18 protein-coding genes and 1 tRNA gene are annotated in these 24482 nt (G+C 66.4%); 11 read left to right on the top strand and 8 right to left on the bottom strand.

Annotated elements, in window-relative coordinates:
• The first annotated feature begins 101 nt into the window (after positions 1-101).
• The 9 genes from AC1DDG_RS03520 to sufU all read left to right on the top strand — a co-directional run bounded on the left by AC1DDG_RS03520 (position 102) and on the right by sufU (position 12355).
• Positions 102-173, top strand: a tRNA-Gln gene (locus tag AC1DDG_RS03520).
• Positions 174-282: 109 nt separating this feature from the next.
• The gene (gene glmU, locus AC1DDG_RS03515) at positions 283-1776 is read left to right on the top strand and encodes a bifunctional UDP-N-acetylglucosamine diphosphorylase/glucosamine-1-phosphate N-acetyltransferase GlmU (protein ID WP_230119844.1); all 1494 of its coding nucleotides are present in this window, start codon (positions 283-285) and stop codon (positions 1774-1776) included.
• Positions 1773-2753 carry a ribose-phosphate diphosphokinase gene (locus AC1DDG_RS03510; RefSeq protein ID WP_230119843.1) on the top strand — a complete coding sequence of 327 codons (981 nt, stop codon included), beginning with the start codon at positions 1773-1775 and terminating at the stop codon, positions 2751-2753. The genes glmU and AC1DDG_RS03510 overlap by 4 nt, the downstream gene beginning before the upstream one ends.
• A gap of 283 nt (positions 2754-3036) precedes the next feature.
• Positions 3037-3636 carry a 50S ribosomal protein L25/general stress protein Ctc gene (locus AC1DDG_RS03505; protein ID WP_230119842.1) on the top strand — a complete coding sequence of 200 codons (600 nt, stop codon included), beginning with the start codon at positions 3037-3039 and terminating at the stop codon, positions 3634-3636.
• A gap of 100 nt (positions 3637-3736) precedes the next feature.
• Entirely contained in the window at positions 3737-4321 is a 585-nt protein-coding gene (gene pth, locus AC1DDG_RS03500; RefSeq protein ID WP_230119841.1) for an aminoacyl-tRNA hydrolase, read from the top strand.
• Between the two features lie 226 nt (positions 4322-4547).
• Positions 4548-7286, top strand: coding sequence for a LuxR C-terminal-related transcriptional regulator (locus AC1DDG_RS03495; RefSeq protein WP_476874968.1), 2739 nt, complete (start codon positions 4548-4550; stop codon positions 7284-7286).
• Positions 7264-10008 (top strand): LuxR C-terminal-related transcriptional regulator, encoded by a 2745-nt coding sequence (locus tag AC1DDG_RS03490; protein ID WP_476874967.1) that lies wholly within the window; start codon positions 7264-7266, stop codon positions 10006-10008. Before AC1DDG_RS03495 ends, AC1DDG_RS03490 begins: the two co-directional genes overlap by 23 nt.
• 540 nt (positions 10009-10548) lie before the next feature.
• On the top strand, positions 10549-11874 hold the full coding sequence (locus AC1DDG_RS03485; RefSeq protein ID WP_476874966.1) for a SufS family cysteine desulfurase: 1326 nt from the start codon (positions 10549-10551) through the stop codon (positions 11872-11874).
• Positions 11875-11905: 31 nt separating this feature from the next.
• Entirely contained in the window at positions 11906-12355 is a 450-nt protein-coding gene (gene sufU, locus AC1DDG_RS03480) for a Fe-S cluster assembly sulfur transfer protein SufU (RefSeq protein ID WP_230119837.1), read from the top strand.
• A gap of 16 nt (positions 12356-12371) precedes the next feature.
• On the opposite strand, the gene nhaA is transcribed toward sufU, so the two are convergent.
• From nhaA to AC1DDG_RS03460, 4 genes are all read right to left on the bottom strand, one after another.
• A complete protein-coding gene (gene nhaA / locus AC1DDG_RS03475) occupies positions 12372-13748 on the bottom strand; it encodes a Na+/H+ antiporter NhaA (protein WP_476874965.1) in 1377 nt (458 codons plus the stop codon).
• 172 nt (positions 13749-13920) lie between these two features.
• Positions 13921-14142, bottom strand: a complete 222-nt coding sequence (locus AC1DDG_RS03470; protein WP_476874964.1) for an SCO4848 family membrane protein — start codon at positions 14140-14142, stop codon at positions 13921-13923.
• Between the two features lie 3 nt (positions 14143-14145).
• The gene (locus tag AC1DDG_RS03465) at positions 14146-14643 is read right to left on the bottom strand and encodes a DUF2505 domain-containing protein (RefSeq protein WP_230119834.1); all 498 of its coding nucleotides are present in this window, start codon (positions 14641-14643) and stop codon (positions 14146-14148) included.
• Positions 14644-14709: 66 nt separating this feature from the next.
• Positions 14710-16230, bottom strand: a complete 1521-nt coding sequence (locus tag AC1DDG_RS03460) for an SDR family oxidoreductase (RefSeq protein ID WP_476874963.1) — start codon at positions 16228-16230, stop codon at positions 14710-14712.
• 260 nt (positions 16231-16490) lie between these two features.
• Between AC1DDG_RS03460 and mfd the strand changes: the two genes are divergently transcribed.
• Positions 16491-20138 carry a transcription-repair coupling factor gene (gene mfd / locus AC1DDG_RS03455; RefSeq protein WP_476874962.1) on the top strand — a complete coding sequence of 1216 codons (3648 nt, stop codon included), beginning with the start codon at positions 16491-16493 and terminating at the stop codon, positions 20136-20138.
• A gap of 5 nt (positions 20139-20143) precedes the next feature.
• Positions 20144-20965, top strand: a complete 822-nt coding sequence (locus AC1DDG_RS03450; protein ID WP_476874961.1) for a metal-dependent hydrolase — start codon at positions 20144-20146, stop codon at positions 20963-20965.
• Between the two features lie 75 nt (positions 20966-21040).
• Here the strand turns inward: AC1DDG_RS03450 and AC1DDG_RS03445 are convergent, their stop codons facing one another.
• The 4 genes from AC1DDG_RS03445 to AC1DDG_RS03430 form a co-directional block, all read right to left on the bottom strand.
• Positions 21041-21268 carry a hypothetical protein gene (locus AC1DDG_RS03445; protein ID WP_230119830.1) on the bottom strand — a complete coding sequence of 76 codons (228 nt, stop codon included), beginning with the start codon at positions 21266-21268 and terminating at the stop codon, positions 21041-21043.
• Between the two features lie 50 nt (positions 21269-21318).
• Positions 21319-22062, bottom strand: a complete 744-nt coding sequence (deoC, locus tag AC1DDG_RS03440) for a deoxyribose-phosphate aldolase (RefSeq protein ID WP_476874960.1) — start codon at positions 22060-22062, stop codon at positions 21319-21321.
• A gap of 97 nt (positions 22063-22159) precedes the next feature.
• Positions 22160-23068 carry an FAD-dependent oxidoreductase gene (locus tag AC1DDG_RS03435; RefSeq protein WP_476874959.1) on the bottom strand — a complete coding sequence of 303 codons (909 nt, stop codon included), beginning with the start codon at positions 23066-23068 and terminating at the stop codon, positions 22160-22162.
• 238 nt (positions 23069-23306) lie between these two features.
• A complete protein-coding gene (locus tag AC1DDG_RS03430) occupies positions 23307-24473 on the bottom strand; it encodes a uroporphyrinogen-III synthase (protein ID WP_476875023.1) in 1167 nt (388 codons plus the stop codon).
• Positions 24474-24482 lie beyond the last annotated feature (9 nt).

The raw sequence follows: 24482 nt of genomic DNA, 5'->3' as shown, positions 1-24482 counted from the left end.
CCTCTTTGACGGGGCTGGCGGCACGCGTTGGCCGAGGTCGCACGAGCCTCGGCGTTCGTGGCAGAATTGGTTCTCGTGCCTTGGCTTCGTGCCTGGCATGATCCGCCCTGGTGTAATGGCAGCACCCCGGCCTTTGGAGCCGTGGAGTATAGGTTCGAATCCTATGGGCGGAACTGCTGCATCAGAGGTGTCCAGTAGGATAAGCCTGTTGCCGGCTCCGGGCACAGGCTCGGACGACGCCGCGCATGTAGTACCGCGCAATCGACCAAGGAGAGCCTGTACGTGAGCCCCGAGAAGTCCGGCCCAGCCGCCGTAATCGTCTTAGCTGCAGGTGCCGGTACCCGGATGAAGTCCCGTACCCCCAAGATTCTCCACGAAATCGGCGGCCGTTCGATGGTGGGACACGCACTGCTGGCCGCGCGCAGCATCAGCCCGCAGCGGCTGGCCCTCGTGGTCCGTCACGAGCGGGACCGTGTGGCCGCCCACCTCGCAGAGCTGGACCCGAGCGCCCTGATCGTCGACCAGGACGAGGTTCCCGGCACCGGACGGGCCGTCGAAGTCGCGCTGGAGGCCCTGGATGCTGCCGCCCCTGTCGCGGGAACCGTTGTGGTGACCTACGGCGACGTGCCGCTGCTTACCGGCGAGATGCTCGCCGAACTTGTTTCAACCCACGAGTCCGAAGGCAACGCCATCACGGTCCTGACCGCGCTGCTCGATGATGCCACGGGCTACGGCCGCATCCTGCGCGGAGCCGACGGAACGGTGACCGGCATCCGCGAGCACAAGGATGCCTCCGACTCCGAGCGCGAAATCCGTGAAATCAACTCCGGAATCTACGCCTTCGACGCAGCAGTGCTGCGGGACGCCCTCCGGCACGTCACCACCGACAACTCGCAGGGCGAGAAGTACCTGACCGACGTCCTCGGGCTGGCCCGCAAGGCCGGCGGCAGGGTTGCCGCGGTGGTCACCGCGGACCGCTGGCAGGTCGAAGGCGCCAATGACCGTGTGCAGCTTGCGGCCCTCGGCGCAGAGCACAACCGCCGCATCGTGGAAGCATGGATGCGCTCCGGCGTCACGGTGGTGGATCCCGCCACAACCTGGATCGATTCCACCGTCACCCTGGCTGAGGACGTCCGGATCCTGCCCAACACGCAGCTGCACGGCAGCACCACCGTGGCGAGGGACGCCGTCGTCGGCCCAGACTCCACGCTGACCGATGTCCGCATCGGCGAGGGAGCCAAAGTGACCCGCACGCACGGTTCCGGTGCGGTCATCGGCGCGGCGGCCACTGTTGGTCCGTTCACTTACCTGCGCCCCGGCACCGTCCTGGGGGAGACCGGCAAGATCGGTGCCTTCTACGAGACGAAGAACGTCACCATTGGCCGCGGCTCCAAGCTGTCCCACCTGGGCTACGCCGGCGACGCCGAAATCGGCGAGGACACCAACATCGGCTGCGGCAACATCACTGCCAACTACGACGGCGAGAAGAAGCACCGCACGGTGATCGGCTCGGGCGTCCGCACCGGTTCCAATACAGTATTCGTCGCTCCTGTCACGGTGGGGGACGGCGCCTACAGCGGCGCCGGTGCCGTGATTCGTAAGGACGTTCCCGCAGGCGCCCTGGCGCTGTCCATGGCCGCGCAGCGCAATGCCGAGGGTTGGGTTACCGCCAACCGTCCGGGCTCGCTCTCCGCGGACCTGGCGGCGGCAGCCGGCAAAGCCAGCAACGACTCCTCAATTTCCCCGGCATCTACAGAAGAGGGCAAGCAACCATGACCGAAATTACGGCTCGCGGCGAAAAGAAGCTGGTGCTCGCCGCAGGGCGTGCGCACCCGGAGCTTGCCCGGGAAATCGCCAAGGAGTTGGGCACGGAGCTGCTGCCCGTGGACGCCTACGATTTCGCCAACGGTGAGATCTATGTCCGCGCCGGTGAAAGCGTCCGCGGAACCGACGCCTTCGTCATCCAGGCGCACCCGGCACCCCTGAACAACCACCTCATGGAACAGCTGATCATGATCGATTCGCTGAAGCGGGCGTCCGCCAAACGGATCACCGTGGTTTCGCCGTTCTACCCGTACTCCCGCCAGGACAAGAAGGGCCGCGGCCGGGAACCGATCTCGGCCCGTCTGGTGGCGGACCTGTACAAGACGGCCGGCGCTGACCGCATCATGAGTGTGGACCTGCACACCTCGCAGATCCAGGGCTTCTTCGACGGCCCGGTGGACCACCTCATGGCCATCCCGCTCCTTGCGGACTACATCCGCACGCGGGTCGCCGCGGACAACATCACAGTTGTCTCGCCGGACACCGGCCGCGTCCGCGTGGCCGAACAGTGGGCTGAGCGCCTCGGCGGTGCGCCGCTAGCGTTCGTGCACAAGAGCCGTGACCTCACTGTTCCGAACCAGGCTGTGTCCAAGACCGTGGTGGGTCAGATCGAAGGACGCACGTGCGTCCTGATCGACGACATGATCGACACCGGCGGAACCATCTCCGGCGCTGTCCAGGTGCTGAAGAACGCCGGGGCCAAGGACGTCATCATCGCGGCGACCCACGCTGTCTTCTCCGATCCAGCGGCCCGCCGCCTGTCCGAGTCGGGCGCCCGCGAAGTGGTAGTCACCGACACGCTGCCCATCCCGGCCGACAAGCGCTTCCCCGAGCTCACCGTACTGTCCATCGCACCCTTGATTGCCCGCGCCATCCGTGAAGTTTTCGACGACGGTTCCGTCACCAGCCTGTTCGACGGCAACGCCTGACTTCCCGCCTTAGGGCGCTGGTGGGACCGGCGTTGGGCCCGTTTTCAGGAATCGGGCCCAACGCTGGTAAGATTTTCCCGATACCTTGGCGAGGGAGAGCACCTCCGGACATCCGGACTGCTGGTCTCCGTTATCGACTGGGTCTGTACCTCCCTTCTGGAAGGGCCGCCGACAGGCGCCCGGCGTTGAAGGTCGCTTCAGACCTCCGCCCTTGCTGAACAAAGAAAAGCTTGCTGAACACCGAAAAGCTTGCTGAACACCGAAAAGCCTCCAGGAGATGCACATGTCTGAGCAGAAGCTCGCAGCAGAAGTACGTACCGAATTCGGCAAGGGTTTTGCCCGCCGCGCCCGCATGGCCGGCCTGATTCCCGCCGTCATCTACGGCCACGGCGCCGAGCCCATCCACATCACGCTTCCGGCCAAGGCCACCACGCTGGCCGTGCGCACCGCCAACGCCCTGCTGTCCCTGGACATCAACGGTGAAGGTCACCTCGCCCTCGTCAAGGACATCCAGCGCGACCCGATCAGACAGATCATCGAGCACATCGACCTCCTGACCGTCCGCCAGGGCGAGAAGGTTACCGTTGACGTTCCCGTTCACCTCGTCGGCGAACTGGCTCCGGGCAACGCTTACAACCAGGAGATGACCGTCATCTCCCTCGAGGCCGAGGCAACCCACCTGCCCACCGGCATCGAGGTCGACATCGAAGGCCGTTCCGCCGGTCAGCACATCCACGCGTCCGACCTCGTGCTGCCCAAGGGCTCGGTTCTGCTTGCGGACGCTGACGCTCTGGTCGTCCACATCTCCGAGGCCACCGAAGTTACCTCGGAAGAGGCCTCCGAGGAAGCCACTGCCCAGGCTTCCGTGGCCGCAGCCGAGTAATTACGGTTCCTTATTCGCGTACCGCGTTTACCGCATCGCACCAGTGGCCGGGCCCCGTTTGGGCCCGGCCACTGCCGTTCCCGCTCACTAGGATTGATCCATGACTGATACCTGGCTCATCGCAGGCCTTGGAAACCCCGGGCCCGAGTACAGCCGCAACCGGCACAACGTGGGCCAGATGGTCCTCGATGAACTCGCCGCGCGCATCGGCGGAAACTTCAAGGCCTCCAAATCCCGCGCACAGGTCCTCGAGGGGCGGCTGGGAATCGGTGGGCCGCGCCTCGTGCTGGCCAAACCTGCCACCTACATGAACGTTTCCGGCGGACCGGTGTCTGCCCTGGCCAGGTTTTACGACGTTGACCTGTCCCGGGTTGTGGCGGTCCATGACGAAATCGACATTCCCTTTAATACTGTGAAGCTCAAGATCGGGGGTGGCGAAGGCGGCCACAACGGACTCCGGGACATCTCCAAGGCGCTCGCCACCAAAGACTACCTTCGGGTCCGTGTGGGGGTCGGCCGGCCGCCCGGACGGATGGACACCGCGGACTACGTGCTCCGCGACTTCACCCCTGCGGAAAAGAAGGAACTGCCCTTCCTGCTCGACGACGCTGCGGATGCAGTGGAGCTGCTGGTCCGGGAGGGACTGACTGCTGCCCAGCAGCGCTTCCACTCGGCCAACGCCTGACGGCGGGTGCCGAGCATACTGCTGCGGAGGCGCTTTCCCGCCTCTTTCTGCCGCGCGTGTCGGGAATTAATCCAAACAATTTGATAATCCGCCAGCCAATTAAGCATCTCGATGAAATGTGAATGGTTTGCCCTGTTTTAGGGCCGGGGTGACGGGGTAGTCTTTCACCTAAGCGGGGGAGGCGATGGGGCCTTGATCCTGCAAAGCGGGATGTAAGGAAAAGTTCATGTCAAATGAGCCACTGAGCTGGGGACGTGGGTCTACAGCGGGCGTGCTGGCCGGGCCCGCGGCTGCCACTGGCGGAACGGACCTTCAACGATGGTCCGTTCCGGCGCGCAGCGCAGACCTTGAAGCCATCCGCAATGGTCTGACGGATCCTGATTCCCTGGGCGTAGTTATTACCGGCTCCCGCGGCGTGGGCAAATCGTCGCTGGCCCGGACCGCGGTGGCAGAACTCGGACCTGATGTCTGGGCGCTCCAGCTCCGCAGTCCCCTGACCGGCTCGCAGACCTCCTACGGGTGCCTGGCGTTCCTCTTGGCGCGGCTTCCCCAATCGGCGATGGGATCGCCAACCGCCATCCTCCAGGGCATCACGTCCCTCATCCGAAGCGACGCCGCCGGCAGGGACTGCATCATCACCCTGGATACCACGGGCATGATCGACGACATGAGTGCCGGTGTCCTCCTGAACATCATGCTGACCCGCACCGCACGCGTTATCGCGATTGCCCCCGGTACCAGCGACCTGCCGGCAGACTTCCATTGGCTGCTCACCGACCGCCGTCTCACTGAGGTGCGGCTGGAAAACCTGAACGAACTGCAGACCCGGCAGGTGCTGCTGACCCTGCTGGGCCACCGCGTATCGGCCTCCCTGGTGAGCACATACCACAGCATTGTGGGCGGCAATCCGCTGCTGCTCAAAGCACTTGTTACGGAGCAGCAGCAGTCGGGGAACCTCGTGCTGTCTGACTCTGTATGGACATTGCGGGACAAGGTCGTCCTCGACGGTGCAACGGGACTGGACGATATTGTCCGCTCGCGCTGGTCCCGGGAATCTCCGGAAAGCCGCGAGGTCATGGAGATGCTGGCCTGCGCGCGCAGAGTGTCCCTCTCGCGGTTGACCGACATCTACGGCGCTGAAATCGTGGCCGATATGGAGGATGCCGGACTGCTCAAGGTGGGTGACACCGAGGCCCGCTGGGTCTCCCTGCGGGAGCAATACCTTGGGGATGTTGTCCGGTCCTGGTTGAGCATCGCGCGGAGGCGGGAGCTCCGGAGCCAACTGCTGGGCGAAGCGGAACCCGAGCTTTCGAAGCTGAGTCTGGAAGAGCGCATTGAGTTTGCCGCTTGGACTCGTGAATGCCAGGCCGAGCTTAGCCCTGCCATGGCTGTGGCCGCCGCCGAAGCGGCCATACAGATGTTCGATCCCCGCTTTGCGCTCAGCTGTGTCGACGGGCTCAAGAGGACCGACGCGGAGTGGGTGGTCGGACAGCAGCACAAGGGGACGGCCTACCTGCTGCTGGATCTGCCCGTGCAGGCCATGGACGCCCTGAACGACATTTCCCAGGCACAGCTGGACCAGCTCGGTGCAGAGGACTTCGCCAGGATTGTAGCCGCCAAGTGCAGGGTCATGGTGTGGCTGCCTGAGCAGTGCGACAAAGTCCCGGATGAGATTGCCAAGGCGCGCCAGCGTCTGGGTGTCGCTCCGGGCGCCGCGAGCACCTGGCCTGATGCCCTGGGCGCAGCCGCGAACGTCATCACGCTGGCGGAATTCGAGTACCGCTCCTTCATCGGCGACTATGCACCTATGGTTGCGGCTCTGGAGGAAGCAGCCGATCCGGCGCTCAACAAAGACACCGGGTTCCGCATCCAGGCTGCCCTGATCCTGATGCCTGTTCTTTCGGCTGTCGGCAGGGAAATGGACGCGCTTCAGCTGATGAGGAGGGTAGGCGGCCAGCTCTCCGATTCGGGCCACATGACCGGTCTGCGGGAGCGGTTCGCCATGACCGCCGTCAACGTGCTGCTGCAGGCTGGCCAGTGGCGGCGGTGCCTGGACCTCGTCGGGCCGCCGAAAGGGCATGAGGAACGACGCCTGGCTCACCGGACGTCCGCCATGGAGCTGGTTACCGGCGTCACGTACGTCTACTCGGGCCGCGGCGCCGTCGCCCTGGATTCGCTGCTGTCCGCCGTGGCCCAGCTGGAACTCCGTCCCGTCGTGAACATGCTCCAGGCAGCCTATGCCGCCACGGCGTTCGCCTACGCACAAATCGGCAACGCAGGCCAGGCGCACAAGTACCTTGACAAGCTGCGTGGGGCGCGCGGGCACTGTAACTTCCGCACCCAGAACATCACGGATTTCTGCGCCGACATGGCAGGGAGATGGCTGGGAGACACCGATGCCGTGAGGCGGCTCCTGGACTCAGCCCGCGTCGACATTGCGGCAGGGCGATACACCCTCGCCGGGATCAGCCTGCTGGGTGCCACCGTGAACGGTACGGACGACGACTTCCGCCTGATGGAGGAGGTCGCGGGCCACCGGCAGGGAAAGCTGGCCGAGATTTCCCGCCTGATCGCTGTCGGTAGCCGCACCAAGGATGCAAAGGTCCTTTTGGAAGGCGCGCATCTGGCCGCAGAGCTCGAACTGGATGCCGTGGAAGCCCGGTGCGTAGCGCTCGCGGTGGACTTTGCGAGGCATTCCGGGGACTCCGCGTCGGCCCGCGTCGCCCAGGCCCGGCTGGACACCCTCACGGCCACCGTCCCCAGTCTCCCGATCGTCCCGAGCAGCGGCAGCCCGCTGCTGACCGCACGGGAGCGCCAGATCTCCCGCCTGGCCGGGCGGGGAGTGTCCAACCGGGACATCGCCCTGGAAATGGGTGTTTCCGTGCGGACAGTGGAAGGGCACCTGTACCAGGTCTTCACGAAGCTTGGTGTGACGTCCAGGGGTGATCTGCCTGGACTCGTCTAACGGCCGCCCACAGACACCGGAACCGGAGACTGACGACCGGCAGCTTACGGGGCGGCGTGAAGTAATAGACCACGTCTGCAGCATCATCCGCAGCCGTGCGAGCCAGGCTGTGTTCCTCATGGCCGGCCCGGGGATCGGGAAGTCTTCCGTGACGGACGCCGTCAGCGAGGAGATGAGCACTGAGATGACAATCCTTCGGATCCACGGGAGCTCATCGCTCGCCAAGGTCCCCTACGGTGTGCTCGCCCCGTACACGGCGGACCTCCCTCCAGAAGAAGCAGACTCGCCCGTCGCAGTGCTCAGGGCGGTCTGGACCTATTTCCAGGAACTCAAGGCCGGCAAGGACGTGCCCTTGCTCCTGGTAGTCGATGACGCCCACCACCTCGATGAAGCCACCGCGAACATGGTGGTCGACATGATGTCGGCGGGATGGGCCCGCGTGCTGGCATCCGGGCGCCCGCGGCCCGGACTGCCGCAGGCACTGAACCAGCTGTGGTACGACGGCCAGGCCGAGCGGATCGATCTGCGGCCGCTCAACGGAGACCAGGTGACGGAGGTCGTGGAGCACACACTCCACGGGACAGTCCCCGCCGGCACGGTGCAGTCTTTGTGGTCTGCCTCCGGTGGCAACCCCCTGCTCCTGAACTGCCTGCTGGGTGATGCGGTCGAAGCGGGCATACTGGCGAAGCGAAACGGGATCTGGCTGCTCCTGGGCCTCCTTCCGGCTGACGGCCCCAGGCTTTCCGACGTTGTTGTCAAAGACCTCCTCCGCAGGACCACGGAAGAGCAGGACGCGTTGAGGCTCATCGCCTTGGCTGAGCCCGTCCACCGCAGCCTCATCGAAGATGTGTGCGGGGGCGCGGTGGTCCGGTCTCTCCTGGACCACCAGATGGTCAGCGAATCCACCGGACGGCACACGGAATTGCGGATTTGGCACCCCATCCTCGGCGAATCCATGAGGCACCAGGTGTCTGTCTCCCGGAGCCTGCAGCTCCGGCAAAAACTGGACAGCTACCTCGACACGCGGACGGCAGGCGCCGAGGGCAGGCTGCGGATGGTGGAGTGGTCGCTGGAATGCGGTTTGGAAGTGCCTGATCCCGAACTGCTTGACGCTGCCCTGCTGGCAGTGACGATGTTCAACAACTCAGGTGCGCGGCTCATGGCCGGGCATGTCCGGGCGCCGGAACTGCAGGCCCATGCACAGTCGATCACCGCGAGGGCGCTCTTCAACGAGGGCAAGTACCGGGAGGCTGCGGCTCTCCTGGACGGTTGCTGGCTGGAACTGGCCGGGGAACCCGAAGCCCCGCACATTCTTATGCTCAGGGCGTCGGCGCATCTCGCGCTGGGGAAATCCACCGGGTTGCTGCGGGCCGAATCCCGCCACCAGCTCGCGGACGCCGGGAAAGAGGTCGCGGCTTCCTGGCAGGACAGGATCCACCATTTGCTTGAGATGGCCGATGCCGGCGATCACGAGGGGATAAGGACTCTTATAGCCTCAACCGGAGAAGCGATGGCCGGGGCAGCCGAACAGGGTGAGACGGTCCTGCAGCGCGCCCGGGCAGACCCCAGCACGGCAACTGTGGCCGAAGCCACTCACGCCGTGGCACATGCGTTGCTCGCCCAGACCCTGGTGTCTGCAGGTCAGGCCCACCAGGCACACACCGCCGCCCTGGCAGCAGCGCCGTCCTTGCCGGCGCTCCAGGACGGTCTGTACTTCTTCAATGAGTTCGTCCTGACGCGCCTTGTGTCAGCTTCGCTCGCCGCCGGTAACTGGGAGGCGGCAGACCATGAGCTGGCCAGCTACCCCACGGAGGTGAACGAGGGGGCAGCCACTTTTGGCGGCGGCATCCAGGTGCTGCGCGGTCTGGGCTTCCTCCGCCAGGGACAGCTGGAACGGGCCTACCGGATTCTCCTGCCAGCTGTTGAAGCCCTGCGCGTCAATGATCCGCTCCAGCAGTTCCGGTTCGGTTCGTCCCTCGCTTTCTACGCCGCCGCGCGCCTGGGGGATGGAGCGCAGGCCCAGCGCCTCGAACAGGATCTGATCGCCGCCAGGCACGCCAGCGGACCCGGGTGCGAACTGCTCGCCGAAGGGTACGCGGCCGCCGCGGCTGAATATCTGGACCGCAAGGGCAGCGGCCTCGCCAAGCTTCGTGAGCTGGCCGCGTCACCTCCGGTCGCCGCGCAGCCGGGAACCAGCATGGAGTGCCTGATTCTTTGTTCCGATCTTGGCGACCGCTCGGTAATTGAAGAGCTCGCATCACTTTCGGACGCCGTCGAGGGCCGCTGGGCAGCAGGCTGGCACCAGGTCGCCCAGGCGTGGGCCACCGGGGACGCAGACGTGCTCATGGAAACCGCCGCCGGGCTGGAGGAGGCGGGCCTGATCAACCTCGCCCGCGAGGCGTATGCCCAGGCGGGCGCCATCTGGGACGCTGCGGGGGAGCGGCGCCGCGCCCGGCAGGCAGTGGCCCACCGCGAGAAATGTGACCAGGAGCTTGGTGAGCGGTTCCGGGAGAGTCCCTTCATTGCCTCGGTGCCCAGCGTCCACCTGACACGCCGGGAGCGGGACATCGTGGAGCTGGCCGTACAAGGACTCTCTGACCGGGAGATCGCCCAGCAGCTGATGGTGTCGGTCAGGACTGTTGAAGGGCATCTGTACCGAAGCTACGTCAAGCTTGGAGTGCGCCGGCGGGACGAGCTCGCCCTGGCACTTCCCAAAAAGTAATCACTTCCCAAGAGGTAAGCGCTTCCCAAAAAGTAGGCCTTTCCCAAGACGTAAGCGCTGCCTAAAAAGTAAGCCCTTCCCAGAAGTACGCGCCCTATGCCGCCGTTTTTAATGCCATGCCCGCAGTTAAACCTGTGCTTTTCCGCGCCAGCATGACCACCTGCGGAAACCAGTAGTCGAGTACCTGAAAAAACGAGTACTCGGTACTCGTGCTGTGGGTTCCAGTACGCGATTAACTGTTAGTGGCAGCGGAATGCGGAGGAGGACTCCATCGCCGAAGCTGCCACCAGCACATCAGGTCTCGCACACGAACTTCCGGCCCCAGGGACCGGGTTCAGGCGGGGCCGGCGACGTCAGAGCCTTCTGAGACCGAGGCTCTCCCCCCAGCCGTCGCCGGCCCTTACAAGTAGTAGAACAGCCGGCACGCGCCGGCACAGCGAGGGCGGCCCTCCAGTTGGACGGGCCGCTTTCGCTGCCGTTTGGACAAGACTGCTCTGTGGGACAATTGAGAGGTACCTCAAGGCATCCCAAGGAGTCCCATTGGCCGTAATATCAACGCCAACCACGCTGGAGCGCGCCCTTCCCGCGATGGATAATGCCGAGGTCCTGCGGATCCGGAACGACTTTCCCGTCCTGGACCAGCTGGTCAATGGCCGACCGCTCATTTATCTGGATTCCGGTGCCACGTCGCAGAATCCGCTGAGCGTTATCGAGGCCGAGCAGGAATTCTACGAGCAGCGGAACGCCGCGGTACACCGGGGCGCGCACCACCTTGCCGTGGAGGCCACGGAGGTATTCGAGGACGCACGGCAGACGGTTGCCGATTTCGTCGGCGCTCAGTACGAGGAAATCGTCTGGACGTCCAACGCCACGGAGGGCCTGAACCTCATCAGCTATGCGCTGTCCAACGCCAGCCTGTGGGCTGCGCAGGGGCGCGGTGATGCGCGGCTCCGGGAACTTGGGCTCGGCCCGGGGGACGAGATCGTGGTCACCGAGATGGAACATCACGCGAACCTGATCCCCTGGCAGGAACTTGCCTACAGAACCGGAGCCACGCTCCGCCACATTCCGGTGGACGACGCCGGCGCGCTGCACCTGGACCAGGCGGCGGAAATCGTGGGCGGACGGACGCGGCTTCTCGCCTTCGCGCATGCGTCCAACGTACTCGGCACGATCAATCCGGTACACGAGCTCGTGGCGCTGGCGAGGCGGGCCGGCGCCCTGGTGGTGCTGGATGCGTGCCAGTCGGCGCCGCACCTGTCCCTCGACGTCAAGGAGCTGGACGTCGACTTTGCCGTGTTCTCGGGCCACAAAATGCTGGGCCCCACCGGCATCGGCGTACTGTACGGCAAGCAGGAGCTCCTGGACGTGCTGCCTCCTTTCCTGACCGGCGGTTCCATGATCACCACCGTGACCATGGACCGGGCAGAATACCTTCCGGCACCGCAGCGGTTCGAGGCCGGGACGCAAAAGATCTCCCAGGCCGTGGCCCTCGCCGCAGCCGTCAGCTACCTGACCGAGACCGGCATCGACCGTGTCCACCGCTGGGAATCCGAACTGGGCCAGCGCATGGTGGCAGGCCTTGAAGCCATCGACGGCGTCCGTGTGCTTGGCCCGGGGGCCGGCAAGGAGCGTATTGGCCTGGCGGCGTTCGATGTCGCGGGCGTCCACGCGCACGACGTCGGGCAGTTCCTCGATGCGCGCGGAATCGCCGTCCGCGTGGGTCACCACTGCGCCCAGCCGCTGCACCGGCGCCTCGGCCTGACGGCCACAACGCGCGCCAGCGCCTATTTGTACAACACCACCGACGACGTCGACGAATTCCTGGACGCAGTGTCCGGGGTCCGCGCCTACTTCCGCGCCTAGTGCCGGGATCCATGAAGACAGGTACCGCAGCATGAGCCTCGACCAGCTTTACCAGCAGATCATCCTGGACCATTCCAAGGCCCGGCACGGGAGCGGTCTGTCAGAAACGGCAGCACCCGAGGGCGCGTCCACCGGGCAGTCACACCAGCTGAATCCTGTCTGCGGTGATGAAGTCACCCTGCGTGTCGCCGTGGACCACGGCACCGTTGCGCAGCTGTCCTGGGACGGTGCAGGCTGTTCCATCTCCATGGCCTCCGCTTCCGTATTGAGCGAGATGGCGGAAGGCATGTCTGTGGACGAGCTGCGCTCGGTGATCGGTAACTTCCGGGAAGTTCTCCGCTCGCGCGGAAAGGTCCACGCGGACCCCGAGGTGCTTGGCGATGCCGCCGCGTTTGAAGGGGTGGCCCGCTATGCAGCGCGGGTAAAGTGCGCCATGATCTCCTGGGTTGCCGCGGAGGACGCGCTCAACCAGGCGGCCTAAGCCACCGTACCGCGGCCTACCCGTCCCTCTCCGCGGCGGGCTCGAACACGTCAGGGACGCCGTCGCCGTCGTCGTCCCGCTTTTCCTCCGCCTCCACGCGGCGGTAGTGGCGGTTTCGTGCCTTAAGCACGACGGCGGCAATCGCCGCAGCGGTCACGGAACCGGCCAGGATGGCAACCTTTGCGTGATCGTCGTGGGCCGATCCCGCCCCGAAACTCAACTCGGCGATCAGCAGCGAAACGGTGAATCCGACTCCGGCGAGGACGGACAGTCCGGCGATGTCGATCCACTTCAGCCCGGCGTCAAGCGTTGCCCGCGTGGTTTTGGTGATCAGGTACGTAGCCCCGAAAACGCCGAGGGCCTTGCCCGCAACCAGCGCGGCCACGATTCCCACGGCCACGGGGTCGGCCAGGGCGGATGCCAGCCCAGCGCCTCCGCCGATGGCCACACCCGCGGAAAAGAACGCAAAGACCGGCACGGCGAATCCTGCAGAGAGCGGCCGCAGCCGATGTTCGATGCGTTCTGCCATGCCCCTTTCTGCCAAGGCCCGGTTCGCCGTGGCCTCGTCTGCCGTGTCCCTTTCCATGGCACGTTGGGGCTCCTGCCGGGACGCGAGCACGGGAACCGTGAATCCGAGCAGAACACCCGCTACCGTGGCGTGGACGCCCGAGGCGTGGACCAGCGCCCAGGTCGCTGCCGCCAGCGGCACCAAGAGGTACCAGCGGCCGATGTGCTTCTGGACGAGCACAGCAAAGAGCGCCAGCGGGACCAAGGACGCCAGCAGCAGGAGGGGCAGCAGGCCGGCCGAGTAAAAGAAGGCGATGATGCCGATGGCGATCAGGTCATCCACCACGGCCAAGGTCAGCAGGAACGTCCGGAGCGCGGCCGGCAGATGCGTGTTGATGACGGCCAGCACGGCCAGGGCGAAGGCGATGTCCGTGGCGGTGGGGATCGCCCACCCCCGCAGTGCCTCGGCGCCCTGGCCCCAGTTAATGGACGCGTAGATGAGGGCCGGCAGGACCACCCCGCCCACGGCCGCGGTCACCGGGACAACCGCCTTGGCCGGCCTCCGGAGCTCCCCGGAAACAAACTCCCGCTTCAGCTCGAGTCCGGCAATGAAGAAGAAGACTGCAAGCAGGCCGTCCGACGCCCAATGGCCCACGCTCAGCCGCAGATGCCAAGGCTCAAAACCCACTTCCAGGTCCCGCAGGCCGAAGTAGGTGCCCGCAGCGGGGGAGTTCGCCCAGATCAGCGCCGCCGCTGTCGCAATGAGCAGGAGGGCCCCGCCGACGGTTTCGAGCCGGAGGATGGCGGAAATCCGCAGGTACTCCGGGTACGTCGAACGGCTGAAGACTGCGGACTTGCGGGAGGGGGCAGGGGGTCGGCTGGGCATCTCGGCTCCTGGCTTGGGGTCGGCAAACATGTTGCCGACCAGACTTCCCGGCGCACCCTAAATACAGCTGTTCCCAGCTTAGCCCAGGAGGGCGGCCGCACCCGGAAATTGCTCAACCTGGACGCTCAGCCCGGAAAACGCTCAGCCCGGAAAATGCTCAACCGGGAAACGTTCAGCCCAAAAGCCCGGCGATTCCGATGCCGGCCGTGGCGGCACCCAACACCATGGATACTGCCACGAGGACCACATGGACGGTGAGGAACTTGGTGGCCTTGCCGCCGGCGTCCCGCGCCCGCGGGTCTTTCATCACCCGGCGCAGGAACTGCGGCCACACCACGAGCGACCAGAAACCCGAAATGACCAGGACCCAGGCCAGGACGGTGGGAACTTCCATGGCCTAGTGGCTTTCGAGCCAGGCCTGCGCCTGCTGGGACTGGATGTTCAGGGCCTTGCCGACCATCGGCTCGGCTGCTTCGGCGATCTTGCCGCCCAGGAAAGGCACGGACGAGGTGACGTTGCCCTCGAGTTCAACCCGGGTGCTGCCGCCGTCTGCGACGAGCCGCTGAACGGCTGTGACATCGATGGGGGCGCCGGCGATCTTGAGCGAGATGGTGCTCTGGCGGGAGCCATCCGCAGAGGGAGCGTCCCAGTTCTCCACCTGGGTCACTTTGAGGGTGTCGCCCACGAACTTGCGCGCGATCTCCGGCAGGCGGGTGGTGGGCAGGGTGCGCACGGAGGTGGTGCTGAAGGCCCCTGCAACGTCGCCGTCGACAGTGAAGGACTCGAGGCTGCCGCCCACGTATTCGCTCGTGTGGCGCTGGAATTCCTCGTTCGTGAAGACTGCTGTGATGCTGTCGACGGCGTGGGGAAGGGTAGTGGAAGCACTCAGTGCCATGGATCCTCCATTGTTGCAGGGTCAAAACATTGTTGCGGGGTCAGAACGCTTTTTGCTCCCCACATCCTACGGGGTGGGCACGGACTCTTCCGCACTGACGATCTTCCGGGCCGCCGCTGTGATGTTGCGGGACATGGCGGGAAAGATCAGGCTGTGGAACGGGAGCACGGCCAGCCAGTAGAGCCTGCCGCTGAGCCCTTTGGGGAAGAAGATGGCCCGCTGCCGGTACCGGCTGCCGGCTCCGTCCGGCTCCACGCAAAGCTCCAGCCAGGCGCGTCCCGGTGCGCGCATTTCCGCACGCAGGCGGAGCAGTTTGCCCCGCTCGATCCGTTCCACCCGCCACCAGTCCACTACCTCGCCTGCGACGAGATTGTGGGGATGCCGGCGGCCCCTGAGCAGGCCGGCTCCGCCGGAGAGCTTGTCCAGCCAGCCGCGGACGCTCCACGCCAGCGGCAGGGAATACCAGCCGTTGCGGCCGCCGATGCCCTCGATGATGGTCCAGACGTGCGAGGGCTCCACATCGCTGTGGAAGGTCCGCTCGTCCACATAGACCTTGTGCCCGGCCCACTGCGGGTCGCTGGGCAGCGGATCGGCGTCCGCCCCGGCGTTGGCCCACGTGGTTTCCACCTGCCCGTCGCGTTCCTTGCCAAGCGCCAGGGCCACTGCCTTGCGGTAGCCGGTGAGGCCGCCGTCGGGCTGGTTGATGTAGTTGTCGATGTCGTGTTCGGCGGAGACGGCGTCGTGCTGCAGCGACTGGACCAGCGGCACGGACATGGACAGCGGGATGGGGGTCACGAGCGCCACCCACAGCCCGGCAAGCCTGGGCGCCGGCACGGGGAGTGCCAGGACCAGGCGCAGCGGCAGCCCGGCTTCGGCTGCATATTCCTTCATCATGCCGGCGTAGCTCAGGACGTCCCGGGACCCGATGTCGAACGTCCGGTTGAGGCGCTCCTTCAGTGAGGCTGCGCCCACCAGGTAGTGCAACACGTCCCTGACGGCGATGGCCTCGATCCGGTTCCGCACCCAGCTGGGCGCCGGCATGACAGGCAGGGTCTCGGAAAGGTGCCGGATCATTTCGAAGGACGCCGAGCCGGAGCCGATCACCACTCCGGCCTGGAAGACGATGGCGTCCACGGGCCCGGCCAGGAAGACTTCACCCACCGCTTCGCGTGAGCGCATGTGGGTGGACAATTCGGTGTTGCGAGGGTGCAGGCCGCCCAGGTAGACGATCCGCTGCACCTCAGCAGCCGCGGCAGCGGCGGCCACGAGCTCCGCCATGGACTTTTCCTTGGCTTCGAAACCGGACCCGGCCGCCATGGAGTGAACCAGGTAGTACAGGACGTCCACGCCCTTAAGTGCTTCTTCCACGGCAGCGGAATCATCGAGGCTGCTGCGCACCACCTCCACTTGGTCGAACCACGGCACCCCGGCGATCTTTTCGGGGGAGCGGACCAGTACTTTGACGCGGTGCCCCGCGTCGAGCAGCCGGGGGACCAGCCTGCCGCCGATGTAGCCCGTGGCTCCGGTGACCAGCACCGTCCGCCCGCTGGTGAATGCGCTGCTGTCATTTCCGGTCTGGTCGCTCACGGGAGTCTCCTTAGGATGGCGGCATTGCTGGGCCCAACATCACCTGCCAAGCAAGCTTAGCAACGGGCCCGGCCTCCACTCCGGACGCGTGCCCGGACGCCGCTCCAAGCGCGTGCCGCGTCCACTCCGATCGCGTGCCGCGTCTCCGCCGGATGCCGCCCGGTCACCGGCAGGGGTAGGCTGGGATGACCCGGCATTCTCGCGAATTTCGGGTTTTCGTGTTGCCTGCGTTCGAAGTGAATACCCCAGGAGATCCTGCCATGAGCCCCACCGGCCAGCCAATCAAAGGCCTGCCCCTCAGCGGCCTGCGACGCGTACTAGCCGCAGACAAGACGTTCGCCCGTGTGCAGGCTGAGGCGTCCAGGACCTTCAGCGTCCGTAGTGAGGACTACCAGATCAGTGCCCCGGCGGGCCTGCGCCCTGTGCTGCTCGCGGAGATGGCGGACGGGCTCGCGAAAGCCGACGGCGGCCGTCCGGGGATGGTCCTGGCCGTCACCGCGACGGGACGCGAGGCGGAGGATCTGACCGCCGCCCTGCGCGCGTACCTGCCGGCCGATTCCGTGGCGGAGTTCCCCAGCTGGGAAACGCTCCCTCACGAGCGGCTGTCGCCGCGTTCGGACACCGTTGGACGGCGGCTCTCCGTACTGCGCCGGCTGGCGCACCCGGAGACCTCGACGGCGGGACCCCTGCGTGTGATGGTGGCTCCGGTCCGCGCCGTGGTCCAGCCGCTTGTGGCCGGCCTGGGCGAACTGGTTCCGGTCACGCTGAAGGTGGGCCAGGAGGTCCCCTTCAGCAGCGTCGTAAAGAACCTCGCCGACGCCGCCTACGCCCGCGTGGACATGGTGACCCGCCGTGGCGAGTTCGCCGTCCGCGGCGGCATGCTGGACGTCTTCCCGCCCACCGAGGACCACCCCATCCGGGTCGAGTTCTTTGGCGACGAGGTGGACCAGATGCGCTGGTTCGCCGTCGCCGACCAGCGCTCGCTGTCCTCTCCGGGCCTGCACCACCCCACCGAACTCCATGCCCCGCCGTGCCGCGAAATCCTGATCACACCGTCGGTGATGTCCCGGGCGGCCACGCTGAAATCACAGCTCCCCGCCGCAGCAGACATGCTGGAGAAGATCGCCGGCGGCATCGCCGTCGAAGGCATGGAATCGTTGGCCCCCGTACTGGTGGACGCCATGGTTCCGCTCATGGAGCAGCTGCCGGCAGGTTCCATCTCCGTGGTGATCGAGCCGGAGAAGGTCCGCACCCGGGCCCACGACCTCGCCGCCACGAATGAGGAATTCCTGGAGGCAGCGTGGTCCACCGCGTCCGACGGCGGAACCGCGCCGCTGGACCTCAGCTCCCAGGCCTCAGCGGCCCTGCACTCCGCCAGCTTCCGCTCGCTGACCGATACCCGTTCCGCGGCCTTGGGCCATGACGTGTCCTGGTGGTCCATCACCTCGCTGGCCACCGATGAGGAACTCACCCCCGACATCAACGTGCTCAACCTCCATGCCCGTGAACCGCGGGGGTACCAGGGCGACGTAGCCGAAATGATGGACTTCATCGGTTCCCACGTGCGGAACCAGTGGCGCATCGTGGTGGCCACGGAAGGGCCCGGGCCGGCGCAGCGGCTCGCAGAGCTGTTCCACGACGCCGACATCCCGTGCGCGCGGGTGGACTCCCTGGACCGGGAACCCCAGGCGGGAATCATCGAGGTGACCACCGCCGCCGTCGGACGCGGTTTTGTCCTGGACGGGCTGAAACTCGGCCTGCTCACGGAAGCGGACCTGCTGGGACGCACGTCGGCCGGGTCCACGAAGGACATGCGACGCATGCCGTCCAAACGGCGGAATGCCGTGGACCCGCTGCAGCTGCTGGCTGGCGACCACGTGGTGCACGAACAGCACGGAATCGGCAGGTTCGTGGAACTCATCCAGCGCAAAGTCGCCGGCGGCGGAGACGGCGTCCGCGAGTATCTGGTGCTGGAGTATGCGCCGTCCAAGCGCGGGGCTCCGGGGGACAGGCTGTTCGTCCCCACCGACCAGCTGGACCAGGTGACGCGCTACGTGGGCGGTGACACCCCCGTGCTGAGCAAGATGGGCGGCTCCGACTGGGCCAGCACGAAGTCGAAGGCGCGCAAGGCGGTCAAGGAGATCGCCGGCGAACTCATCCGGCTGTACTCGGCGCGCATGGCCTCCCGCGGGCATGCCTTTGGCCCGGACACCCCCTGGCAGCGCGAGCTTGAGGAAGCCTTCCCGTATGTGGAGACGCCGGACCAGCTGACCACCATCAACGAGGTCAAGGCTGACATGGAGCGTGAGATCCCCATGGACCGGCTGGTGTCCGGCGACGTGGGCTACGGCAAGACCGAAATTGCCGTCCGTGCCGCGTTCAAGGCCGTGCAGGACGGCAAGCAGGTGGCCGTGCTGGTGCCCACCACCCTGCTCGCGCAGCAGCACTACGAGACGTTCACTGAGCGGTTCTCCGGCTTCCCGCTGAAGGTGAAGCCGCTGTCCCGCTTCCAAGCCGCCAAGGAAGCCAAGGAGACGGCAGAGGGCGTGAAGAACGGGACCGTGGACGTGGTGATCGGCACGCACCGGCTGCTCTCCAAGGACTTCGCCTTCAAGGACCTGGGCCTGGTGATCGTGGACGAAGAGCAGCGCTTCGGTGTTGAACACAAGGAAGCGCTGAAAAAGATGCGCACCAACGTGGACGTGCTCGCCATGAGCGCCACGCCGATTCCCCGCACCCTCGAGATGTCCCTGACGGGTATCCGCGAGACGTCCACCCTGGCCACGCCCCCGGAGGAACGGCACCCGGTGCTCACTTACGTGGGGCCGTACACGGACAAGCAGACCTCGGCCGCGGTCCGGCGCGAGCTCATGCGCGAGGGCCAGGTGTTCTTCGTGCACAACCGGGTTTCCACCATTGAACGGACGGCCGCCAAGATCCGCGAGCTCGTCCCCGAAGCCAGGGTTGAAGTGGCCCATGGGCAGATGTCCGAAAGCCGCTTGGAACAGATCATCGTGGACTTCTGGGAGAAGCGCTTCGACGTCCTGGTGTGCACCACCATCATTGAGACGGGCCTGGACATCTCCAACGCGAACACGCTGATCGTGGACGGCGCGGACAAGTACGGGCTGTCCCAGCTCCACCAGCTGCGCGGTCGCGTCGGGCGCGGCCGTGAACGGGCCTACGCCTACTTCCTGTACCCCTCTGAAAAGCCGCTGGGCGAGGTGGCGCTGGAGCGGCTGAAGGCGGTGGCGACGCACAACGAGCTCGGCGCCGGCATGCAGCTGGCCATGAAGGACCTCGAAATCCGCGGCGCCGGCAACCTCCTGGGCGGTGAACAGTCCGGCCACATCCAGGGTGTCGGCTTCGACCTGTACATCCGGCTGGTGGGTGAAGCCGTGGCGGATTATCGCGGCGAAGCCGAGGAAAAGGCCGCCGAAATGAAGATCGAGCTGCCGGTCAACGCCCACCTGCCGCACGACTACGTGCCCGGGGAACGCCTCCGCCTCGAGGCGTACCGGAAACTGGCCGGCGCGCTCACGAACGAGGCAATAGACGAGGTCCTTGCCGAGCTCGTGGACCGCTACGGCGAGCCGCCACTTCCCGCGCTGAACCTGATCGCCGTGGCCCGCTTCCGGGTCGGTGCCCGCGAAGCCGGCCTGTCCGACGTCGCCCTGCAGGGGAACTTCATCAAGTTCTCTCCCGCGCAGCTTCCCGAATCGAAGACCATGCGGCTCAACCGCATGTATCCGGGCGCGCAGACCAAGCCGGCTCTCGACGCCGTGCTCATTCCGAAGCCGAAGACGGCAAAAATCGGAGGCCGGGACCTGCAGGACGCCGAGATCCTGGAATGGGCGAACGGCGTGATCCGCAATATCTTCTCCGACGCCCCTCTGACAGTGGGCTAGGCGTGATGGGAGGACACCACGCCGCGTCAGGAGCCGCGGCGTGGATAGCTGTTGCCTCGACGGGACCGTACGCCCTGGGCTGGTACCCTCTGGATGCCACCGGCGTACTGATCGGCGGCATGGCGACCGCGGGGACCGCCCTGGTGTGCGACTGGGACCACCGCTCCAGCACCATCGCGCACTCGCTGCCGCCGCTGTCCAATGCAATTGCGGTGGGCATCGAGAACGCCAGCGGCGGGCACAGGCAGGGCACGCATTCGGTGCTGGGGGCAGCCTTCTTCGTGCTTCTTGCAGCCATGGCCGGCCAGATCCAGCTGCAGACGGGCTCTGGGGTACTCTCGGTGGGCGCCGGCGTGCTGTGCATGTTCATGATCAACATCGCGGCCAAGGCCCTGAAGCTGTTTCCGAAGTCCGGCTGGATCACCAACTGGGTCTTCGCCCTCACCATGGCAGGGCTGGTTACCTGGTTCGCGCCGGACCAGTGGACCTGGCTGCCGGTGTCCATGCTGACCGGCGTCGTGGTCCACATCGTCGGGGACCTCGTGACCACCGGGGGAGTGCCGCTCCTCTGGCCGCTCGTGATCAGGCCACCGAAGTTCTTACGCCGCCTGCCGGTGCTGAAGAGCTTCTGGCGGCCGAACGGGGCGCTGTCCATCCCTCTCTTGGGACGGGCTGGATCCCGGCGGGAATGGCTCGTGCTCATTCCGGTCAGCGCCTACGCCATGGTGGGCATGTGCCTCGCAGCGTGGACCCTGGCGGGCACCCACTTTCCCGCCGCCCTGGCCCTCGCCGGCAGACTCGCCAACAGCCTGCCGGGCCTGCCCTGACAGTTGAAACCGCCTTAAACGCCCGAAGCTCCGGAAAGTTCCGGAGCTTCGGGTATTTAGGCTGCGCCGGGCGGGTCAGTGCTCGCCGGCGGAGTCCGAGCGGCCGAGGATGGTCTGCGGGATCCAGAAGGCGAGGGCGAACAGGCCCAGGCATACGGCCATCGGCCAGGGGTTCTCCAGCGACAGGAAGGACAGCGAGTAGATGGCTCCCAGGAAAAGGGCCATCATCACTGCGAAGAGGACAACGCTGGTGACCAGGCTGTTCTCGTTCTGGGGTGTCTGCGTGTCGATCTTGCTGGACATTCGTTCCTCCTCGGCCCCGTGGGGCTCAAACTGTGGCGGCCGCCGGCGGATCAGTAAGCGGACGAACCCTGTTCGCCCTTGACGATCGCAATTCCGGAGCTGGCACCAATACGTGTTGCACCTGCAGCAATCATAGCCTGAGCGTCCGCCAGGGAACGCACCCCGCCGGAGGCCTTGACGCCGAGGCCGGGACCGACCGTCCGGCGCATCAGGGCGACATCTTCCACGGTGGCGCCGCCGCCGTTGAAGCCTGTGGATGTCTTGACGAAGTCGGCTCCGGCCTCGACGGCTGCCTCGCAGGCCAGGATCTTCTGGTCGTCGCTGAGCAGGGCGGTCTCGATGATGACCTTCAGGATTGCCTCGCCGGCGTGGACGGCCTCGGCCACCGCCTTGATGTCGTCCACGAGCGCGCCCTTGTCTGCGGCGCGCGCGTCGGCGATGTTGATGACCATGTCGATCTCGTCGGCACCGTCCAGCACGGCGCCACGCGCCTCGAAGGCCTTGACGTCGCTGGGGGTCGCTCCGAGCGGGAATCCGATCACCGAGCAGGTCAGCACGCCGGAGCCCTTGAGGGCGGTTTTCACGGTCTTGACCCAGACGGGGTTGACGCAGACCGACTTGAACCGGTACTCGGCAGCCTCGGCACAGACCTTGAGGATCTCCGCCTCACTGGCTTCCGGCTTGAGCAGCGTGTGGTCGATATAGGAGGCGATGTTGGACGGTTCAGCACCGGCGGCAGGGGTTCCTGCGGGGCTTGTTGTAGTGCCCGCTCCCGGGCTGGCTTCGTTGCTCATGCTGGTCCTTTCCATGGGCCTCGTGGGCCGCAGTCTCCGCGGTTGTCGCGGTTCCTTGAGTGACCATCTTGCCATAGCCCGCCGCCCCTGCCGGAGGCTATGCGGCTGCAGCCAGCCGGACGTCCGGGACTGCTGTCATCAGCTCTGCCGCGCAGACGCCCGCGGCGGAATCTGAGGCCACCAGCAGGCCCAGCCTGACGCCGTCGAACGACCCCGCGTCACCGATTGCCCAGATGCCGGGCACTGACGAGCGGAAGTCCCTGCCGACGGCGACGCCGCCGGACGCGGCAGTCTGGACCCCTGCGCTGGCTGCGAGGCGGTCCCGGGCGATCCGGTCTTCGGCGAGCACCACGAGGTCGCCGTTCATGCGGCTGCCGTCATCGAAAACAATGCCGGCGGCCGGCAGTACGGAGCCGGCCGGGGAGGGGACGACGGCGGCTGGCCGGGCGGTCGTCCGGACGGGTCGGACACCCCTGGCGCGGAGCACGGCCTCGGCCTGCCCTGCGGCAGCGCCGGTGCCGACGAGGATTCCGAGCGGCCGCCGGCCAAGGACCCTCGTGACCACCTTGACGGCGTCGCCGATCTTCGCGGCGTCATCGATGGTGGAGTAGCTGAGGCACCGGCTGGAGCCCTCAACCAGCGAGTGGGCAGGCGCCGAGCCGGTGGCGATCACCAGCTGGTCATAGCCAAAGTCCATACCGTCGGCTGTGGTGACCACACGGGCCGCGGCGTCGATGTGGCTTGCAGGCTGGCCGAAGCGCACGGAGACAAACGGCAGGGCCGCGAGTTCCAGCAGCTCATCGGGCGCGTCGTCAAGGCTGCTCAGCACGGTGACAGTTCCCCGGAACCTGGCCGTGGCGAGCTGGCGGACCAGCGCCTGGGCGGCGGGGCCTGCGCCGGCGATGACAATCTTTGGCGCCAAAGCAGGCGAACCTACGGGGGATGCGGATGCGGATTCGGAGGCGGGTGCGGTGCCAAATGGCGGGAACTGTGCCGGAGCGGACATGTGGGGGTCCTTTCAGATGCTGCACCAGGCGGGCCGGATCTCGGGCCCTGTTGTGCTGATGGGACCCAGCGTAGGCGGCCGGTTTTTCGCTCAGGTTTCCCGGCTGTTGCGGAAATATCCCTGCCTGTTCGCCAGTGTTTACCCGCCGGTAATACAACCAACGCGGGGTCACTCCGCGCCCATTCCACACGCTGGGATGGGCGCGGAGTGACCCCGCGTTGCTGAGGCTGTCCGTGCGCTAGACGCGGATCCGGTAGCCCCGCTTGACCACGGTTTCCACCAGGCTGCCGTCCGGCAGGGACGACCGCAGCCGGCTCACGGTCATGTCGAGCGCGTGCACCGAGCCGCGCAGTTCCAGGAGTTCGGAGAGCGACTCCCGGGAGAGGACCGCACCTCCCGCGCCGAGGAGTGCCCGCAGGAGCAGCAGGGGCGCCGGGGCAACCTCCACCGGCTCGCCGTCGATGCGCAGCGAGCGTCCGCGCAGTTCCACGAGGCCCGAGCGGGTGTCCAGCCGGCGGACGTGGTTCAGGGCCAGGTGCTCGCACACCAGCCGGATCAGCGCGCCCATCCGGAACCGTTCCGGAACCAGCGGGGTGATCCCGGCGTCCAGCAGCGGCTGGGCCGTCACGGGACCTACGACGGCGGTGGTGACGGTGGTCTTCAGGCATTCCACGAGCTGCTTGTACAGTCCCATTTCGTGCGCTGTGCTCCACATTGCGTCCACCGCCGGGGCGCTCGTGAAGGTCAGGACGTCCAGGTTGCCGCTGCAGGCGGCCTCGATCAGGCGCGGTAGGCGATCGGCGCCGTCGGGCTTAACCCAGCGGTACGGGGTGACGGTGAGGACTGTGGCGCCGGACATCCGGAGCCGCTCGAGCTGGCGCACGTCCGTGTAGCCGTGCAGCTGCACCGCCACGGTCTTGCCGCGCACACCCTCGGCCAGCAGCATGTCCACCAGGGTGGCGGTGGTTTCGTCGCTGCTGATGCCGACGTCGGCAAGGCCGGCCGCGCGGACAGCGCCGCGCGCTTTGGGCCCCCTGACGAACATCCGGCAGGCAGCCAGGGTTTCGAGCAGTTCCTCACCGATCCCGGAGGCGTCCGCCGCTTCGCACCAGCGGCGCATGCCGTAGGCGGTCGTGGCGATGCAGAGGTCGGGCTTCGCGGCAATGATCGCCTTCGTGTCCTCGATGAGGCTGATGTCCTCGTTCACCGGGGCGATCTTGAGGGCGGGGGCGTGCAGCACTTCGGCGCCGCGGCGCTCCAGTGCCTCGATCAGGTCGCGGGAGCGGCGGTGTGAGGTGACGCCGATCCGGAATCCTTCCAGCGGAGATTCGGCAGCCTCAGGCGCAGCCGATTCCTGCAGCTGTGATCCTGTCTGGCCTGTTGCGGCGGGGGCAATGGCATTCAATGCGCTCAT

The sequence above is a fragment of the Arthrobacter sp. 10L430 genome, from assembly GCF_056395245.1.
Note: the sequence above shows the minus strand (reverse complement) of the source record. Positions and strands in the feature narration are given on the sequence as shown.

What these genes read in the sequence shown, in the direction of transcription:
- nhaA (WP_476874965.1), bottom strand. Translation starts at nt 13,748, where the DNA reads ATGCCCAGCCGACCCCCTGCCCCCTCCCGCAAGTCCGCAGTCTTCAGC.
- sufU (WP_230119837.1), top strand. Translation starts at nt 11,906, where the DNA reads ATGAGCCTCGACCAGCTTTACCAGCAGATCATCCTGGACCATTCCAAG.
- deoC (WP_476874960.1), bottom strand. Translation starts at nt 22,062, where the DNA reads ATGAGCAACGAAGCCAGCCCGGGAGCGGGCACTACAACAAGCCCCGCA.
- pth (WP_230119841.1), top strand. Translation starts at nt 3,737, where the DNA reads ATGACTGATACCTGGCTCATCGCAGGCCTTGGAAACCCCGGGCCCGAG.
- AC1DDG_RS03510 (WP_230119843.1), top strand. Translation starts at nt 1,773, where the DNA reads ATGACCGAAATTACGGCTCGCGGCGAAAAGAAGCTGGTGCTCGCCGCA.
- AC1DDG_RS03445 (WP_230119830.1), bottom strand. Translation starts at nt 21,268, where the DNA reads ATGTCCAGCAAGATCGACACGCAGACACCCCAGAACGAGAACAGCCTG.
- AC1DDG_RS03465 (WP_230119834.1), bottom strand. Translation starts at nt 14,643, where the DNA reads ATGGCACTGAGTGCTTCCACTACCCTTCCCCACGCCGTCGACAGCATC.
- AC1DDG_RS03495 (WP_476874968.1), top strand. Translation starts at nt 4,548, where the DNA reads ATGTCAAATGAGCCACTGAGCTGGGGACGTGGGTCTACAGCGGGCGTG.
- AC1DDG_RS03435 (WP_476874959.1), bottom strand. Translation starts at nt 23,068, where the DNA reads ATGTCCGCTCCGGCACAGTTCCCGCCATTTGGCACCGCACCCGCCTCC.
- AC1DDG_RS03450 (WP_476874961.1), top strand. Translation starts at nt 20,144, where the DNA reads ATGGGAGGACACCACGCCGCGTCAGGAGCCGCGGCGTGGATAGCTGTT.
- mfd (WP_476874962.1), top strand. Translation starts at nt 16,491, where the DNA reads ATGAGCCCCACCGGCCAGCCAATCAAAGGCCTGCCCCTCAGCGGCCTG.
- AC1DDG_RS03505 (WP_230119842.1), top strand. Translation starts at nt 3,037, where the DNA reads ATGTCTGAGCAGAAGCTCGCAGCAGAAGTACGTACCGAATTCGGCAAG.
- AC1DDG_RS03470 (WP_476874964.1), bottom strand. Translation starts at nt 14,142, where the DNA reads ATGGAAGTTCCCACCGTCCTGGCCTGGGTCCTGGTCATTTCGGGTTTC.